Source organism: Streptomyces broussonetiae, assembly GCF_009796285.1.
In the GTDB taxonomy this organism is placed as follows: Bacteria; Actinomycetota; Actinomycetes; order Streptomycetales; family Streptomycetaceae; genus Streptomyces; species Streptomyces broussonetiae.
This window is the reverse complement of the sequence record NZ_CP047020.1, coordinates 7,703,328-7,721,158: the sequence shown is the minus strand read 5'-3', so window position 1 is coordinate 7,721,158 and position 17,831 is coordinate 7,703,328. Positions and strand designations below refer to the sequence as shown.

Annotated in this window: 12 protein-coding genes and 2 pseudogenes; 9 read left to right on the top strand and 5 right to left on the bottom strand. The window is 67.7% G+C overall.

All coding sequences use genetic code 11. The annotated features are described in order from the left end of the window. Positions 1-12: 12 nt before the first annotated feature. Positions 13-396, bottom strand: a complete 384-nt coding sequence (locus GQF42_RS35420) for a hypothetical protein (protein WP_158926786.1) — start codon at positions 394-396, stop codon at positions 13-15. Positions 397-419: 23 nt separating this feature from the next. On the opposite strand from GQF42_RS35420, the gene GQF42_RS35415 reads away from it, so the two are divergent. Beyond that, positions 420-1,706 carry an IS256 family transposase gene (locus GQF42_RS35415; RefSeq protein ID WP_373300785.1) on the top strand — a complete coding sequence of 429 codons (1,287 nt, stop codon included), beginning with the start codon at positions 420-422 and terminating at the stop codon, positions 1,704-1,706. Positions 1,707-1,771: 65 nt separating this feature from the next. Here the strand turns inward: GQF42_RS35415 and GQF42_RS35410 are convergent, their stop codons facing one another. The 3 genes from GQF42_RS35410 to GQF42_RS35400 all read right to left on the bottom strand — a co-directional run bounded on the left by GQF42_RS35410 (position 1,772) and on the right by GQF42_RS35400 (position 5,973). Beyond that, positions 1,772-2,392, bottom strand: a complete 621-nt coding sequence (locus GQF42_RS35410) for a helix-turn-helix domain-containing protein (protein ID WP_158926784.1) — start codon at positions 2,390-2,392, stop codon at positions 1,772-1,774. A gap of 204 nt (positions 2,393-2,596) precedes the next feature. Next, the gene (gene ltrA / locus GQF42_RS35405) at positions 2,597-4,342 is read right to left on the bottom strand and encodes a group II intron reverse transcriptase/maturase (RefSeq protein WP_158926782.1); all 1,746 of its coding nucleotides are present in this window, start codon (positions 4,340-4,342) and stop codon (positions 2,597-2,599) included. Positions 4,343-4,962: 620 nt separating this feature from the next. Next, complete coding sequence (locus GQF42_RS35400) at positions 4,963-5,973, bottom strand: transposase domain-containing protein (protein ID WP_158926780.1); 1,011 nt, start codon at positions 5,971-5,973, stop codon at positions 4,963-4,965. Positions 5,974-6,107: 134 nt separating this feature from the next. On the opposite strand from GQF42_RS35400, the pseudogene GQF42_RS35395 reads away from it, so the two are divergent. The 5 genes and pseudogenes from GQF42_RS35395 to GQF42_RS35375 form a co-directional block, all read left to right on the top strand. Further along, positions 6,108-6,494, top strand: a pseudogene (locus GQF42_RS35395) (XRE family transcriptional regulator); the annotation flags it as partial. Between the two features lie 2 nt (positions 6,495-6,496). Next, positions 6,497-6,967 carry an NUDIX domain-containing protein gene (locus GQF42_RS35390; RefSeq protein ID WP_158926778.1) on the top strand — a complete coding sequence of 157 codons (471 nt, stop codon included), beginning with the start codon at positions 6,497-6,499 and terminating at the stop codon, positions 6,965-6,967. Between the two features lie 380 nt (positions 6,968-7,347). Beyond that, positions 7,348-9,036 (top strand): hypothetical protein, encoded by a 1,689-nt coding sequence (locus GQF42_RS35385; RefSeq protein ID WP_158926776.1) that lies wholly within the window; start codon positions 7,348-7,350, stop codon positions 9,034-9,036. Between the two features lie 671 nt (positions 9,037-9,707). After that, on the top strand, positions 9,708-12,107 hold the full coding sequence (locus GQF42_RS35380; protein ID WP_233273579.1) for an SdrD B-like domain-containing protein: 2,400 nt from the start codon (positions 9,708-9,710) through the stop codon (positions 12,105-12,107). A 302-nt stretch (positions 12,108-12,409) separates the two neighbouring features. Further along, entirely contained in the window at positions 12,410-13,093 is a 684-nt protein-coding gene (locus tag GQF42_RS35375) for a hypothetical protein (RefSeq protein WP_158930948.1), read from the top strand. 16 nt (positions 13,094-13,109) lie between these two features. Here GQF42_RS35375 and GQF42_RS35370 read toward each other — a convergent pair whose 3' ends face one another. Continuing rightward, on the bottom strand, positions 13,110-14,321 hold the full coding sequence (locus tag GQF42_RS35370; RefSeq protein WP_158926772.1) for a right-handed parallel beta-helix repeat-containing protein: 1,212 nt from the start codon (positions 14,319-14,321) through the stop codon (positions 13,110-13,112). A gap of 215 nt (positions 14,322-14,536) precedes the next feature. Between GQF42_RS35370 and GQF42_RS35365 the strand changes: the two genes are divergently transcribed. The 3 genes and pseudogenes from GQF42_RS35365 to GQF42_RS35355 all read left to right on the top strand — a co-directional run bounded on the left by GQF42_RS35365 (position 14,537) and on the right by GQF42_RS35355 (position 17,572). After that, positions 14,537-15,688, top strand: coding sequence for a Dyp-type peroxidase (locus GQF42_RS35365; RefSeq protein ID WP_158926770.1), 1,152 nt, complete (start codon positions 14,537-14,539; stop codon positions 15,686-15,688). 255 nt (positions 15,689-15,943) lie between these two features. After that, entirely contained in the window at positions 15,944-16,363 is a 420-nt protein-coding gene (locus GQF42_RS35360; RefSeq protein WP_199272906.1) for a hypothetical protein, read from the top strand. A gap of 130 nt (positions 16,364-16,493) precedes the next feature. Next, positions 16,494-17,572 (top strand): annotated as a pseudogene (locus tag GQF42_RS35355) (integrase core domain-containing protein). Positions 17,573-17,831: the final 259 nt, after the last annotated feature.

Below are 17,831 nucleotides of genomic sequence, written 5' to 3'. Positions count from 1 at the left end.
TCCGTCAGTTACCTACGGCCAGTAGTCGCCCGGCCGGATCGTGGATGGATCGATAGGGGTGTGAGGATCCTTGAGTGGGCCACTCGTAACCGTCCTTCCATTGATCTGGGTTTCCAGATTAAGGTGCGGTCCAAGCTTCTGGACATGAGCGCTATTGGGGTTCACATCGAACCGCGCAATCTTCCTAACCGCGTTCCCGGCCTCATCGGTCGTCACGCTCATGAACTGAACTCCACCACTTCCAGACCGCACCACCGTTGCATTGTCGCCAACGTGTGCAACGGCACGGTTGACGGCCTCATCCATCGAAATATCGCAGTTGTGAACCAGGACCGGCGTGGCCCCCGCCAGCACATAGTACGGGTCTGTACGGTCTTCGGTGTAACTCCCGATCATGGAAGTAGCACCTGATGAGCGACGTGACTGTCTCTGTTGAGGCGGTTGAAGAGGTCCGGCCGGCCGAGTCGCCGGCGGACCTGCTGGATGACCAGTTGATCGGGCAGCTGGTCGACCGGGCCCGCGCGAGCGGCCTGCAGCTGACCGGCGACGGCGGGCTGCTGCAGCAATTGACCAAGCGCGTGCTGGAGTCCGCCCTGGAAGGCGAGATCACCGACCACCTCGGCTACGAGAAGCACGACCCGGCCGGTGCCGGCAGCGGCAACAGCCGCAACGGGGCCCGGTCCAAGACCGTTCTGACCGACGTGGGGCCGGTGGAGATCACGGTGCCGCGTGACCGCGACGGCAGCTTCGAGCCGCAGATCGTCAAGAAGCGGCAGAGGCGGCTGACCGGCGTCGACGAGATGGTCCTGTCGCTGTCCGCGCGTGGTCTGACGCACGGTGACATCTCCGCCCACCTGGCCGAGGTCTATGGCGCGAGCGTGTCCAAGCAGACCATCTCGACCATCACCGACAAGGTCATGGACGGGATGGCCGAATGGCAGAACCGGCCGCTGGACCCGGTCTATCCAGTGATCTTCATCGACTGCGTGCACGTCAAGGTGCGAGATGGGCAGGTGGCGAACCGGCCCATCTACGTCGCACTCGCCGTCACGGTGGACGGCACGCGCGACATTCTCGGCCTGTGGGCCGGCGACGGCGGCGAAGGCGCCAAATACTGGCTCCAGGTCCTGACCGAGATCAAGAACCGCGGTGTCGAGGATGTGTGCATGGTCGTCTGTGACGGGCTCAAGGGCCTGCCCGACTCGATCTCGGCGGTCTGGCCCCAGGCGGTGACCCAGACCTGTGTCGTCCACCTGATCCGGGCGTCGTTCCGCTACGCGGGCCGCCAGGACTGGGACAAGATCTCCCGCGCGCTCAAGCCGGTCTACACGGCTCCCACTGCGAGCGCGGCGGAGGACCGGTTCCTGGAGTTCCAGGAGGAGTGGGGCGCCAAGTACCCGGCGATCGTGCGCCTTTGGGAGAACGCCTGGGCAGAGTTCGTGCCCTTCCTGCAGTTCGACACCGAGATCCGCCGTGTCGTCTGCACCACCAACGCTATCGAGTCGGTCAACGCTCGCATACGAAAAGCCGTCCGGGCCCGCGGGCACTTCCCGAACGAGGCCGCAGCCCTCAAATGCGTCTACATGGCCATCATGAGCCTCGACCCCACCGGCCAGGGACGCAAACGCTGGACCATGCGTTGGAAGCCCGCCCTGCAGGCATTCGACATCGCCTTCGACGGCCGACTCTCCGTCGGCCGCCGATAACTCACATCACCCGAGTTACACCGTTGGCTGGACAGACCCACGGGGCTTCCCCCAAGGCCGGGAAGTTAACCCGTTTGTGCTGGTGACAAGGGGGTTGAGGTCCAGGCTGTGGCTGCATAGAGGCCTGGTCCGAGCTTGTGGATGAGGCCGCTGTCGGCCCATCGGGACAGCTGGCGATACATGGTGTGCAAGGTGATGTCGCCGAAGTGGGCGGCGATCTCTGCGGGTCTCCACAGGCGGGTCGGGTCGTCCTGCAGCAGGGCGAGGACGCGGTGCCGTCGGCGCTGGGCTGGAGCGGTGTGGCGGTCGTCGCGGGAGGCCGTGGGCAAGGGCTGCTGTTCGGGGCCGGGTTCGAGGACGGTCACGGCGAGGTCGGTGATGGTGCGGCTGCGGTCGGGGCGGCCGTCGTCGCGTTGCTCGCTGTAGCGGGAGATCGGGGACTTGACCTTGCGGGTGCTGGACCGGTGGCGGCGGGGTGCGAGGAGCCGGGCCAGCACCCGCCTGCCGATCAGGCCGATGGAGCCGGGATCCTCGGGGATGATCCCGGCGGCCTGGACGACCTGGTCACGGGCGGTCTGCAAGGCGACAGTGAAACTGCAGCGGTCGGGGTCGGTGCCGGGGACCGACTCGGCGGCCTCGACCATCACGGCCCGCAGGGCCTGGTAGAGCGTGAGCAGGGCCCACATCTCCTGTTCGAGGCCGACCGCGTCGTTCGAGCGGAGGTTGTGGCCGGCGAGGATCGTATGGCGGAGCGCGAAGTACGCGCTCTCGTGTTGTCGGGTAGGTGCGGCGCATTGCTGCGCCGCACCCCCCTCAGAACCGGACGGGCGGCGTTAACCGCATCCGGCTCAAGCAGGCCCTGAAGGCCCACGGGCAGCCAGGATGGCTGGTCACCGTGGTTCACTGCCGCCGCGCCAGCGGTGGCAGTGAACGTGGGTGAGTCGGAAGGTGACGGGATCGTCGGATTGGCTTCCGTCCGGTTCGGCGGTGAGCGCGTTCGCGCGTACCGCCGTCCGGATCGCCCGCAGCCACTGCTCCCATTCCTGGGGGCTCTGCGGCTGCTGGTCGGCATGAAGGAGAAGCGTTCCGCAGAGCGGGCACCGGCCGTGCTGCCCTTGGAGCAGACCCAGCAGGCGCGGGCTGAGCGGGGGCTTGTTCCGTTGTCGCCGCGAGGCCCAGTACTCGGTCAGCGCCGGGTCGTCCACGGACGCCCCTTTGATGACGAGTTGATGTCTGACGATCCTGGTCCAGGCGAACTTGGTGAGGTAGCGGCCGCTCTCGCGGTCACCGAATACCCACCGGTCCTGCCGGGACTCGTTGAACCGGCCGAAGTACCGGGATGTCACCCAGCCGTTCGGCTTGTTCGGGTGTGTGTGCCGGGCCCACTTGTAGACCAGCCTCCACACGTGGTTGTCCAGCGACGTGAACACCTCGCTGGAGACCACCCCCCGAAAGTAGGCAGCCCAACCCCGGATGATCGGGTTGAGCTTGGCGATCACCGCCGCCGCGTTCTGTCCTCGAAGGGCCAGTACTTCGGCGGTGAGCCGTGCCCGGATCCGTCGTACGGATGCCTTACTCGGCTTGATCAGGAGCATGCCGTGGTATCGGCGGACGGTGAAGCCCAGGAAATCGCAGCCCTCGTCGAGGTGCGCGATTCGCGTCTTGTCCTCATTGAAGGCCAGACCCCGGGGCTTGAGCCACCGGGAGAGCCGCTCCTTGACCTGTTGCGCCTCGTCACGGCTGTGACAGAGCACCACTAGGTCATCGGCGTACCTGATCAGAGTCGGTGAACCCACTGCCAGTTCGCCAGCCCGTGGGCCGGTGAGCCGGTAGCGGACTCCGGCAGCCTCTTCCATCCCGTGCAGGGCCACGTTCATCAGCGCCGGGGAGATGATCCCGCCTTGCGGGACCCCCTCCTCGGTCGGGGCGAGGACGCCGTGGTCGAGTACTCCCGCCTTGAGCCACCGCTCGACCAGACCCCGGGCGGGGAACTGTCCGATGGAGGCCATGAGGCGGTCATGGTCGATACGATCGAACGCCGCTGCCAGGTCCGCGTCAAGGACCCACTGGCGCTTCGGGCTCTTGCCCTTGGCAGCCAGGAAGATCGCTCCGATCGCGTCGTGACAGCCACGGCCGGGACGAAATCCGTAGGATCTCGGCTCGAACCGTGCCTTCCACTCGGGTTCCAGCGCGTTCAGCGTCACGGCTTGAAGACACCGGTCGATGATCACGGGAATTCCGAGGCCGCGCTGACGGCCATTGGCCTTGGGGATATAGACCCGCTTGACGGGCAGGGGCCTCCATGGAGCTGCCCGGTGCTGCATCCAGTCGGCCAGTTCGGCCTTCCCCTGGGGCAGCAGGACAACCCGTCCGTCGATCCCTGCCGTCTTGCGGCCAGCGTTGATCTCCGTCACCCGCCGCACGCTCACCAGCGTGTTGGAGCGGGAACGGAGCATCAGCTTCTGGAGATTGCGGACCTTCTTGAGGTCCCCTGCCTGTGATGCCGTGAAGATCCGCTGCCTCAGCCGCCGTACTTCGTTCTCCGCGCCCTGCCAGTCGATCGACTGCCAGTCGGTGGAGTCGTCCTCAGGTCCGTTCGCCGTGACGGCGCTGTCGTCCTGGACGGTGTCCGTCACGGGAGATGTTGTCGCCACGGTGTCCAACTTGTCCTTCGGTTCCAGCGTTGATGGTCATCAGTTCCTCACAGGCCCACCTGACCCACGTCAGCACCCTTTCGGGTCCGGGCAGAGCCCGTATCCGGCCGGTTATGCGGAGCGGCCAGCGGAGGTGCTGGCCTTCTGCTCCGGTTTCCCGCTGCCTTTCGGCCACCGGCGTTGGCTTCTTGGGTCATCCTGTGCCCGCTGGGGAGTTGGGCCTTCCTCGCGGTCGGCTGACCGGACACTTACGTGTCCGGACCCCAGCGGGGTTTCCACGTTCCACACGAGTGAGATACGACCGGGGTGGGTGCCCCCTAAACTCCGGGACGGCGATGCTCTCCCGGCTGACGTTGGGGCTTCAGCCAGCGCCTGCCACTTCTCAGCGGCCAGTCCTGCACCCCGCTGGAGCAGTCCATCGGCGGGGCCCACGATCACGAAGCATCATCAGGGGTTCACTTGCGTTCACCCGTCCGGTCTTCCCCTCGCCTGTAGTCCCCGGATGGCACGGGGGCCCTTGGGCTTCTCCTCTGGGCTTCACACCCCGCCGTTACCAGCGACGCATGCCAGAGTGGGGACGGGCCTTGAGCACTGGCCCGGAACTATCCTGTCGACAGCAACGGCCGTCCTCCTTCAGGTAATTCACTCAAACTCGTGCGACTTCGTGTCGCACCCCAGCGCTCGTGGTAGAGGTTGATCAGCGCCGCCGCGGGGTGTCGGCGGGCGTCGGTCAAGGTGGTGACCAGCCGGTAGGTGCCGGTGAAGACGGTGCCGTCGTTGCATGTCACCGTGATCTCGGCGTCGACGATCCGGACGCCCACGGTGCCGATCACCGACAGGTACGAGCCGTCGTCGAGACGGGCCAGGACCGGGGTCCGTCGGTTGCTGCGGAGCCTTCCCAGTACCTTTGCGCCGGTCGCGCCCACCTGGGCGAGGAAGTCGTTGGGGTCGAAGCCCTTGTCCCACAGCACGAGCATGTCCGGCCCGAGCAGGTGCAGGAGCCGGCGGGCGTAGGCGGTCTCGCCCTCGTCGGTGGTGCCGAACACCGCCCCGATCAACGCTCTCGTCCCGGTCTCGACCAGCGTCATCAACTCGACTGTGGGATAGCCGTGATGAGCCGTCCGCCCGAGCCAGGCCCGGTTGCGGGGCGAATCGGGCACCCGCAGAGAGCTGCAGCCGTCGAAGGACACGGTCCGGTAGGCGCCGAAACGCACCCCGGGAGTCGTCGGGCGGGCCAGGGGACCTGCGAGCACCTCGAACAGCGCCCGCACCGGCGCGGCTCCCAGCCGGCGGCGCAGGTCCCGCAGGGACTTCGCGCTCGGCGAGGCCACCGGAATCCCGGCCAGACCTGCGGTGAGCTTGTCCCACACCAGCCGGTAGCCGATCTCGGGGAACAGGCACATCGCGAGCAGGAAGTACATCCCGACCCTCGAAGGCAGGTCACGCAACCGCCGCTGCACGGTCCGCGTCTCCGCCAGCACCGCGTCCACCAGCTCGAACGGCACCACGACGGTCAGCTCTCCCAGATGCCCCGGCGCGAACCGGCCCGCAGCCACGGGCACCGTACGGGTGATGGCCGCCAGCGCGGACGGCAGGGCAAAATGAACCCGCAACGGAGCTCCTCACGTACAAGCTGTCTTGGTCGACTGCCTGTACCAACGAGCTCCGTTGTGCTTTCGCCTCGAACCCTCAACGCGCTTGCAGGACCTGCGAAAACGCTAACTTCCCGGCCTTGGGACAAGGCCCGCTCAACGACTTGTTGCGAGAGCGAGCTGCCGATGGGTGTGCTGTCCGTACCGCGATCGGCGACCCGGACAGCACGAACGTCCAACATCGCGGTAGCGAAGAGAGGTTCGGCCATGGGATCGAGTCCCGCTGCCGACTCGCCCTCATGCACTATCGCCCCTTGGCCGAGGTACCCGGCATCGAGGTGCGGACCCATGCCACCACGCTCTACAACTCGATCTATCGTGCGGATGACCAGGCGCTGGTCAATGCCCATGTCTGGGGCGTGAACGCCTACGGTGCTCCCGTGTGGCATCTTCGGCGCAACGGAGAGGGCGGCATGTTCGACACCTACGCCAGCAGCTTTGATGCGGTGTGGGAGACCGCGACGCCGATAGGAGAAGACTGACCATGGCACGGATCGAGTACTACGACGACCCGGCGGCACCTGAGCCGAACAGCTTGGTGGTCGCCGCGTCCGCCGTGGTTACCGATGAGGAAGGGCGCGTACTCCTTCAGCGCCGGCGGGACAACGACCTTTGGGCGCTCCCTGGTGGCGGCATGGAGATGACCGACTCACTCCCGGGAACGGCCATCCGGGAGGTGAAGGAGGAAACGGGTCTGGACGTAGAGATCACGGGGCTCGTGGGCACGTACACCGATCCTCGCCACGTCATTGTCTACTCGGACGGTGAGGTGCGCAGACAGTTCAACGTCTGCTTCACCGCGCGTGTGGTCGGCGACCGACTGGCGATCTCGGACGAGTCCACGGAGCTGCGGTTCGTCCATCCGGCGGAGATTGATCAACTGCCGATGCACCACACGCAGCGGCTCCGGATCCGTCACTTCCTGGAGCACCGTGAGCGGCCCTATCTCGGCTGATCGAACCTGAGACCCCCGCTTTAGGAGTGGGATTGGATCCTTGCCGGGGGGTGCTCGACGCTGCCACGGGGTGCTGTTTTGCCTGATCAGCGCCCTGCGGCGGCGTACGCCATCCCGCTCGTGACACCTCGTGCCGGACCGTCCGCTCACGCATCGCGCACGCACGGAGCCCGTGTTCCGGCAGGCAAAGCGCAGGTGGCCGTCAGGCCGGTCCACACAGGGGTGGCTCATCTGGTGCCCCAGTTCGAACGACTCTGCCTGTGAACGCGCCCACCCCGAAGGAGCGGTAACTTACCCCACTGCAACAGGAGGTCACAGCTCCGTTCTCGGCAACACTGAGTACTACCACGTTCGCCCCCGAATCATGCGTAACTGTGCGCTTGCCTCTTTCGGCCAGGGCAGATCTGGTTCGCGCCGATTATGGCAAATCGGGGCTCTTGGGTTGTCCGGCGGGACAACGCTGTGGAACGGCGGGGACTGCGCCCGTGGGGGCGGTGTACATCGTCATCTCCAATCCGACCAGGGACTGGGCGCCCTGGTACTCCATCGAGGTGGAAGTGCCCTGCGGGGAAGAGGAAGCCGATCTCACGCCCGATCCGAAGACGATCGACGCGCGGATCCAGCGAGGGTATTCGGTGAGGTTCAGGGACGAGCCGACGTCGCACTGGGACGGTGTCCTCACGGTGTCCGCCGGCCGGAACGGCGGGCTGTTCACTCCGGGCGATTCCATGGTCCTGCTGCTGGACGGCTTTCCTGTCTCCAGCAAGGCGGGGCTGGTCCTGCTGAAGGTGACGGAGACCTCGGGGAGGGCTGAGGAGGTGCAGGAGCACTCCGTCACTCTGAGCCTGCTGAAGCAGGCGCCCAAGGTGCCGCGCAACTTCCGCCCGAAGGTGGCGCTGGTGGACTCGGGCGAGAACGTCGTCCTGCTGTGGGACGGCCCCGACATACTGAAGTACGAGATCCAGAGGCCGGACGGCGGCGTAGAGCTCGCCGAGTTGCGGTCGGCATCCGGCTGGCAGTGGTCACCTCAGCCGGACCAGGCACCGAAGCGAGACGCCACCTACACCCTGATAGCCAAACCCGAAACGGGACAACAGCCGGGGTATTTCCTCACCACCACCGTCCAGCTGCGCAGCCCCGAGTTCGACAGCGTCACCGCCACCAACGGCGTACACACCCCGTGGGCCGAGGGCACGACGGACAAGGGGCGGATCGTCTTCTCCGCGCAGGGAGCGGAGATTCGCGGCGCATCCGGCGCGCCGGGGATCGTCTCGGCTGCCAAGGGCGAGCTGGACGTCGTGAGCACCACGTCGGTACGGGGCCGCGACAACGGTGCCGGGTGGATCCAGTTCCCGCCCGACGGAATCAAGGTAGGCCATGGCGAGGGTGGCGACTTGGGGACCGTCACGGCTGAGAAGGTCAGCGCGAACGGCGTGAATACCACGTGGGTGGGGGAGCTTGACGCCGGCAAGGGGTGGCTCGAATTCCCGCAGTCCGGAGTGCATGTGCACAAGGACGGAAAGCGGGAGTGGGGAACCGTCGACGCTGACAGGGCGGACCTGAACGGCATCAACACCAAGTGGGTTCAAGGCCGCGACAGCAGCACCGGCTGGATCGAGTTCCCGCCCGCCGGGGTGAACGTGTTCCAAGGCGCCGGAAACCGCCAGTGGGGAACCGTCGCAGCCGGCGAGGCGGACCTGAACGACCTGGTCACCCGTCGGGCTCGGGTGAAGGAACGTCTCACCGTCGAGGGCGATCTGAACGCTGCCCAGAACGCCGCCGTCGGCGGCGACCTCACCGTCAACGGCGATCTCCGGCCCATGCGGAACCTGGAGGTCCAGGGCGCGGTCATCGCGGGCGACCTGACGGTCAGGGACAAGCTGACGACCGACCACGAGCAGTTCAAGCTGGTCGTCCACGGGGAGTCGCTGTTCCTGGGGAAGGTGAACGCCAACCGGCTCCTGTCGGTCCGCACCGAGGACGCACGTCGACGGCGACCAGGTGTCGATCCAGGGCGACCTGCGAGTCCACGGAGCATTCCGTTCCGACAGCTGACCGTCATGGTGTGACGGCCGCCCGACAGGAGCACCACGAGCCCGACCGGGCGGCCGTCGGCATAGGGCAGCCGACATGTCCCAGACGTATCATCCAGGCGTCACACACTGAACGGACCCGATCCGGCCATCACGTCGTTGTCGCATGCTCTTCCGGTCGCCATTCTCTGGGCGCGCCGGGATTGTTAAAGGATCCCGGTTGATGTCAGGGGTTCTGCTGGTGACGGCTGGACTCCCGCGCATAGAATATTGCGCGCTGCTCGCGATGGCGGTCGGTGAGGTCGGCGGTGGGGGCGGGGATACCGTGATTGAGCTGCGAAAATATACAGCCCAGGGCGGTCCTGTCCGAGGTTCTGAACGCGCGTTCGCCTTTCCTGGCCTCCGGCTTTTACAGTTCGCCCACAATATCCTCAGGCGATCACCACAAAGCGGTCCACGCAACGGCAGTGGACCCTTTTTCTTGTCCGTGGCGTTCGCGACAGGCGTCCGCGCCTGGGGCCACGAACGGGACGTGCAGCGAGAAGCGGGTGCTTCGTTTTCATGACAAGTGAAGTGTGGAGTGTGATGCCATGAACCGAGTCGGCAGAGACTCGCGCCAGTCGGCCCCGAGGCTTGGGGGGCCGCTGGCGCGCATAGGGTTATCCGTTCTCTTGTTGGCAGGCGGCGCCGTGGGGGCGACGGCCGGAATGGCTGGAACGGCCGCCGCTTCGACCGCCGACGGCACGCTGACGGTCGAGGTGCTGCGTGACTTCTTCGGCACCGGCGTGATCAACGCGACGATGGACGTGCCGCAGCGGGGCATGAAGGTGGAGATCTCCGACCCTGCCGGGCACGCTGTCACCGGCGTCACGGACGCCACCGGAAAGGTCGTGGTGTCGGCGTCGACCGTGCTGAGCGGCGGCCAGTACCGCGTGGACGTCAGTGTCCCGGCACCGTACAGCGGCTATCTGCGGGCGGCGCCCGCGTCGACGGCGGCGAACCACTTCGACAGTTTCACGTCGTTCGTGGACGTGTCGGGCGGCAAGGACGCCTCGGTGGTGACGGGGGTGTGGAACCCGGCCGACTACGCGCTGCCGGACTCGCGCTATTTCGTGCCGGTCCAGAACGGCGCCACCGGAACCGACACCCGGGCCCTGGTGGCGTTCGGGACGAAGACCCGCGGCACGTGTCCTACCGCCGTGTCGTGCCCGGCCACGCTGGCCACGCAGGCCCAGGTGGGCACGACGTTCGGGCTGGCCTACGACAAGTACCGCAGCCGGCTGTTCCAGAGCGCGTTCGCCCGCCGGTACGCCCCGTACGGGCCGGAGGGCGCCGGCGCGATCTACACGGTGCCGGTCAGCGGCGGGGGTGCCCCGAAGCTGTTCGCGCGAGTGCCGGCCGCTGCGCTCACGCCGCACGACACCGCCGACATGGTGAAGGATCCCGGGTTCATCGACGCACCGGGCGAGGAGAGCATCGGCGGTCTGGCTCTGTCGGAGGACGGCTCCACGCTGTACGCGGTGAACCTGCTGACCCGCAGCCTGGTGAGCTTCGACGCGACGGGAACCACCGCCGCGGTGCCCGAGGCGACGGTGCCGATCCCGGACCCGGGGTGCGCGACGCCCGGCGACTGGCGGCCGTTCGGTCTCTCCGTCCACGACAACAAGCTTTACGTCGGCGGTGTGTGCGACGCGGAGAGCACGCAGCAGCGCGCCGACCTGAAGGCTGTCGTGTACGCCTACGACGGCAAGAAGTTCACCACGGTGCTGACCCACGCGCTCTCCTACAAGCGCGGCACCGTCTTCACCGGGGCCGGCGACATCGACCAGGCCACCCACTGGAACCCGTGGAACACCAGCCTGGCCACGTGGGACGAGCGGAAGGCGGGCGGCGCCTTCATCGATCCGCAGCCGGAGCTGGCCTCCCTCGCGTTCGGCCGCGACGGTTCGATGGTCCTGGGTTTCCGCGACCGGTTCATGGACGTGCTCAGCGCCAAGGGGCTGGATCCCCGCCCGGGGAACAACACGCCGGAACTCGGCATGTCCGGCGGTGACATCAACATGGCCTGCGCCGATCCCGCCGGTGGATACGCGTGGGAAGGCACCGGAAACTGCCCCAACCACGCCACCCCCGCCAACGATCACGGCGAGGACGCCGGTGTCGTCGAGTACTTCCCGGGCGACTTCTTTGTCGGCGGGCACCAGGAGACCGCACTGGGGGCGGTGGCCTACATTCCTCAGCAGCAGTGGGTTGTCAGCACGGAGTTCGACCCGACCACCAATATCGAGACCAGCGGGACCGGTTACTACGACATCACGACCGGTCAGGGCCCGGGCAACGCTCCGAACGCCAACGCGTACCAATTCGTCGGCCAGGAACAGAACGGGTTCGGCAAGGCCGGCGGGCTCGGCGACATCGCGTACGCGGCGGAGAACGCGCCGATCCAGATCGGCAACCTCGTGTGGTTCGACGGCGACCACAACGGGATCCAGGACCCGGCGGAACCGCTGCTGCCCGGGGCGACGATCAACCTGCTGGACGCGGGCGGCAAGCAGGTCGCCACGACCAAAACCGACGCCGCCGGCGAGTACTACTTCGGTGGGGTCGGCGCCGCGTACCAGCTCACGCCGGGTGCGAAATACACGGTGCAGTTCGACGTGTGTACCGCGGAGACCGGCAAGGTGCCCAGCCAACCCCCGGCAAGCGAGCTGCGGTTCACACTCCCGCGAGCCGGTGCCAACCGGGCGCACGACTCCAACGTGACGCCGCCGACCACCGGACAGCTGTGCAACGGCTACGCGCCTGTCACAGCGCCGGACAAGCCGGGCGGGGTCGATCACACCATCGATGCCGGGGTCTACATCCCGAAGGCAACACCGACCCCGACCCCGACCTCGAGTTCGCCACCGGCCTCACCGCCGGCTTCTACGCCGCCGTCACCCGCGCCGCCCGCCAACAACCCGGCCCCGGCCGGCGGGGACACGGGTTCGCTGGCGCACACCGGTATGTCCGGACTGCCGCAGATGATCGCCCTGGCCGGTCTGCTGGTGGGTGCGGGCCTGTTCATCGCGTTCATGAGTCGGAAGCGCCGCGCCCAGAAACACTGAACGCACCGAACAACAGTGATCTGCCCGCCCGCGACCCGGATGGCGCGGTCGGGCAGATCACGTCTGGGCCGGTCCACGAGGACCGGCCATCGCGTCGTCTGTCACCGGACTGCCGAGTGCCGCCGCGACAGCGCGACGGCCGAGCAGCGTGGTGATCGAGAGGGTGGATCAGAAGAGTGTCAGCGTCGAGCCGCGTGCGGAGCGGGAGAATCCAGCAAGCCCCACCAGGCCGTGCGGCTGACGGGCGCCGCTGGCTGCGGCCCCGCTGGGCGGCTGCAGTCATCGGCGCAGCGGCCGTCGCAGTGGGTGCCGCGTTCCTCCTCACTGGCGGCGGCTCCGGCTCCAGCAGTCCGCGCGCGCTGACGTCGGACGAGGCGAACCGGCTGGCGATCACGCGGTTCCGCAACTACGAGGCGCACGGCCGGGCGGTGACGATCACTGTGCCGGGCACCGCCGGCGGGCTGGTCGTCACCGGGTCCGTCGACTACCGGGGCAAGCTGGGTTACGGCGTGGTCCACGGCACCGGGCGCGACACGTCCAGCGACGGGCTGATCGAGTGGACGGCCACCTCGGTGTTCGTCCACCCGATGGCGAACGCCCCGGCCCGCGCACCCGCGTCGCCGCCCAGCTCGGGCTGGTACAGCCGTGCGCTGCAGTCCTCCGGCAGCTCGCTGGACAGTTCGCTGGCCATCGCGCTCGGTCTCGGCAGCGACCGGCCGGACAACGCCGAACTGCTGCCGCAGAACGGCGCCGCCTGGTGGGGGCGGGACCAGGTGGACGGGCACCCGGTGGACGTCATGACCGGGCCGTCCTCCCGTGACCGCTCCGGTACGGCGGGCAACGTGCGCTACTGGGTCGGCTCGGACGGCACCATGTACCGGGTCCGCGCCAGCGTGGGTTCCGCGTCGCAGCCGGTGGACATCGATTTCGACACCCAGAAGTACGTTCCGGTCGAGCCGGCGCCCGGAGTCACCCCGGCGCGGTAGTCGCTGTTCATGACGCTCATGGCGTCTGCACCCGCGCGTTCGCGGCGAGCAGGGACGCCGACGGCAGCGGGATGCCTGCCGGGTCGGGCAGGGCCGGAATGGCCGGGACGGCGGTGGCGCCCGTGGTGAGGGCGTGGGGGAACTGCGGCTGTGGACCTGGCGCCGCGACCTCGGTGAACGGGATGCCGCCGGGTGCCGTCGGCATCGCCCACCGGCCGTCCGGTGAGGGCGCCTTGGCCGGGACCGGGCACGACGTGGTGGTCGCGAGCCGGGCGGGCACCGTGGTGCGGAGCTCGTTGCCGCGCAGGCAGTTGCCCCGTCCCCGGGTGGCAGTGGGGAACGTCCAGCCGACATCGACGCCGTTGCCGGTGAACGTGTTGTCCGTGATCTGGTTGCCGACCGGTGGAATGTCGGCGGTCGCGGTGATCACCAGCCCGGCGTTGCTGTTGTCGGCGATGCGGTTGCGGAGGAACTGGTTGCTGCTGCCGCCGTCGATGCCGATGCCGGTGCCCCACCCGCCGTCGGCCTGCTCCGGGGTGGCCGTCTGCTGGTTGGCGGCGATCAGGTTGCCCGCGATGACGGCGTCCTGCTGCGGGAGCAGCTTCTCCTGGTGGTCGGAGTCGGTGGTCAGGCCGACCCGGTTGCCGACGAGGCGGTTGCCGACGACGTACATGTCACCGCTGGCGTTGGTGCCTTCGTAACCGACCGCGTTGAGTTCGGCGACGTTGTCCCGTACCACGACGTGGCACGGCTTGCACTGTCCGACGTAGATCCCCGAGTCGGCCCCGCCTGACGCGTACGAGTGCTCGATGACACCGTTCTGCGCGGAGAACGCGTAGATGCCGTACAGACCGTTACGGGTCGCGGTCACATACGAGACCAGGAACGACTTCAGGAAGGTGACGGGCTCGTCGCCGGTGTCGTAGCCGCCGTTTCGCCCCGGCAGGCCGGCGGCCGCCTTCGCCGAACCGGTGACCAGCACCCCGTTCTGCGTGTTGTTCTCCACGGTCAGGTTCTCCACGGCCACCCCGGGCGCCGCGACGACGACACCGTTCGGCTGCTGCAGCCGCCCGTCGATGACGACCTTGTCCCGGGACTCACCACGGAGAGTGACCCGGGGTGTGGAGACCTTCACCGACTCGTGGTACACCCCTGGCGCGACCAGCACCAGGTCACCGGGGTGAGCAAGAGACACCGCATCCGAGATCGTCGGGGCATCGCCAGGCACGCGGATCGTCACATGCGCACCGGACGGCCGCCGGCCGTGGCTCGGCCCGTCATCGCCGGACCCGCAGCCCGCCAGTACGCAGATCAGTGTGCTCAATAACGCGACCATCAGGCGAAGACGGAGACGAGGCATGGCCTCATCCTGGCATGAAGTCATCCCGGTACGGAGACCGATCAACTCGCCGCCGCCAGAATGGATATGGCATTCTTCACGCCGTGAGCCGAGCCGAGTCCCATCCGTCACGCCGCGCGTTCATGGGTGCCACCGGGGCCGTGGCGGCCACCGGGCTCACCGCCGGGTGCGAATCGCCCGCAGCGCGGCCGAGCCGGCCCCCTTCCCCCGCGTCAATTACACCGGTGTCGCCATTCGGCCGCTATCAGGCAGGCATCACACTCCCGCAACCGGCCCAGCCCAACCTGCTGGCGGTGGTGGCCGACCTCGGCGACAGCGTGGCCGTCGGCCCGCTGCTGGCAGAACTCGGCCAGGCCATTCACACGCTCACCGCGGGGACCGATCGACGACTGCTGGGCCTGCCACCGGGCGATCTCACCGTGACGATCGGGGTGGGCCCCCGCCTGGTGCGTATGGCCGATCCCTCACTGCCCGGCGCGGCGGACCTCCCCCGGTTCTCCCGCGAGCAGATCGCCCCACAGGCGCGAGGCGGCGACCTGTTGATACAGATCTGCGCCAGCGACGCCCTGCTGTTACCGGTCGTCACCGCCGCGCTCCTGGCGCAGGCCGGTGACCGGATACACGAACGCTGGCGCCAGTCAGCACGCCGCGGTCCGAACGTCCCCGTGGACAAAGGCATTTCTGCGCCTCGAAACCCGCTGGGTTTCGTCGACGGCATCGTGGGACCGCACACGACGGCCGAGCAACAGCGCCACCTGTGGCTGGCCGGGTCGGCTTCCGTCGCCGGCGGAACGATTGCCGTAGTGCGGCGCATGGAACTCGACCTGCCACGGTTCGCCGCGCTCTCCGTCGCCGATCAGGAGGCGGTCTTCGGCCGGCGCCGGACCACCGGCGTGCCTCTCTCCGGCGGCTCCATAGCCTCGGACCCGGACCTTGGCGCCAAAACACCTGACGGGCGCTACCTCGTCCCGGTCGACGCCCACATCCGCCGGGCCAACCCCAACGTGGTCGGCGCCGGCCTCATGCTCCGCCGCGCCTACAGCACCGACGATCCCGCCCCCGGCCTGCTCTTCATCAGCTTCCAGAACGACCTGCGGACCTTCACCGCCACCCTCACCCACATGGACACCTCCGACGCACTGCTGCAATTCACCACCACAACCGCCAGCGCGACATTCCTGATCCTCCCCGGCTTCGACCGACAGCACCCGCTTGGTTCCCAGCTGTTCGGCTGATCAGCGGCGGCTTGACCAGGAGGGAGCCGAGATCCGGCCCCCGATTGTCATCGCGTCTTACTCGTAAGCCCAAGCGTGCCCGGTTAACTACAGGAGCATCTTTCCCTCTGGCACCTCTGGTTCTGGAGGGGATCTTCATGTTCCTGGAAGGTATCCAAGGGTTTGCAAGGCATATCAGTTACGTCTGGCACGTCGACGACCGTCTACCGCGCGGAGAGGGCCGTCTCGCCTGCGAACGGGTCCGTCTCCTGGGTCGTGATCGACGGCAGCACCTATGAGCTCCACCGCGAGGCTTCGGCCTACCTCGACTCGCTCCGTGCGCGACACCTGTCGTGGAACACCGAACGCATCTACGCAGGCCGGTCGGCTCTGTACCTGACGTCCTGCGCGGCCCATGGTGTGGACTGGTCCCGACCGACGCTGGGGCAGCTCGCCCGGTTCATGCGCCGGCTGGTGCAGGAGCCGCTGCCGTCCCGGCGGCGCGACGGCGGCGGCGGTCAGCAGCGGTTCCGATCGGAGGAGACCGCAAACGCGGTGATGACCACCGTCTGTGAGCTGCTGCGATTCGGCGCCCGCTACGGCTGGGTTCCGCTCGAGACGGCCGCCCAGCTGACGCAGCAGAAGTACCGCAGGTCCACAGACTGCCCGACGCGCCGCGAGCTTACGGGGCCATGATCACTCGCGCCAAAGCAGCTCCCGGCCAAAATCGCTCCGCTGGTTCTTGATGTTGTGCCGTTCAGAAACGCGTCGCTGCAGTTCGCAGGGGTCTGGTGGTACTCGAGGGCTCGATGGAACCATGCTGCAAGTGATTGTCTCGCTGATGTACCAGGTGACACGGAAGCTGCTGTCGGTCCCGGCGGTGCTGCTGCGTCGGCAGGCAGCCAAGGAGGCCGAGGTTCTTGTCTTGCGGCACGAGAACGCGGTGCTGCGCAGGCAGCTCTCAGGCCCTGTGCGCTACCAGCCGGTGGACCGCTTGTGGTTCGCGGCGCTGTCCTCGCTGATACCCCAGCGGCAGTGGGCGAACGCGTTCCCGGTGACGCCGGGGACTTTGCTCGCGTGGCACCGAAGGCTCGTCGCGTGCAGGTGGGACTACAGCAGACGCCGGAGCAGGCCGGGCCGACCGCGGAGGCGATCAAGGAACTGGTACTGCGGCTGGCCGCAGAGAACCCGCGTTGGGGCTGCCGCAGAATCCAAGGAGAGCTCGCGAGGCTCGGGCACCAGGCCGGCGCCTCCACGGTATGGAAGATCTTGACCGATGCCGGCGTAGGCCCTGCGCCCCGCAGACGCGGGCCCACGTGGCGAGAGTTCCTCATGGCGCAGGCCGACGGCATCATCGCCTGCGATTTCCTGCACATCGACCTGGTGGACCTGAGCCGGGTCTACGCGCTGGTCTTCCTCGAGCACGGTGCACGCCGCCTGCACGTTGCCGGGGTGACCGCACATCCGACCGGGCAGTGGACGGTGCAGCAGGCCCGCAACCTCGCTGCCGATTTGGGCGTGCGCCACGAGACGCTGCGCTTCTTGGTCCGCGACCGGGACGGCAAGTACACCGACTCCTTTGACGCGGTCTTCGAATCCGAGAACATCGAGGTCGTGAGGACGGCACCACGCTCTCCACAGATGAACGCGCACTGTGAACGGGTCATCGGGACCCTGCGGCGCGAGGCCCTCGACCATGTGCTGATGTGGAACGAGACCCATGCCCGGCGAGTACTTGACGAGTACGCCCGGCACTACAACGGGCATCGCCCACATCAGGCCCGAGGACAGTTGCCACCGCTCGCCGAACGGCAGCCCGCACCGGTCACCGCCCTGAGCACCACGCGAGTCCTACGCAGCCGCGTTCTCGGCGGCCTGATCAACGAGTACAGATACGTGGCTTGACCAGCAGCGACGGATATCCGAACGGCACACGATCAGCACGGAAGTGACGGCGGGGTGAGCGCGGACGAAGGCGACAGCAAGGTGGGCGAGCGGCAGTCCGGCTTCGGCGGCCAGTACGGTGAGCCGCTGGACGGCGCCGGCCTTGGCGTGCACGCCCGCCGGGCTGGGAGAGGTCGAACGTCTTCGCACCGGCGCCGGCGTTACGGTGCCCCGTGGTGGGATCGGTGCGGCCGGAGAAGCTCGCTCATCCCCATCAACA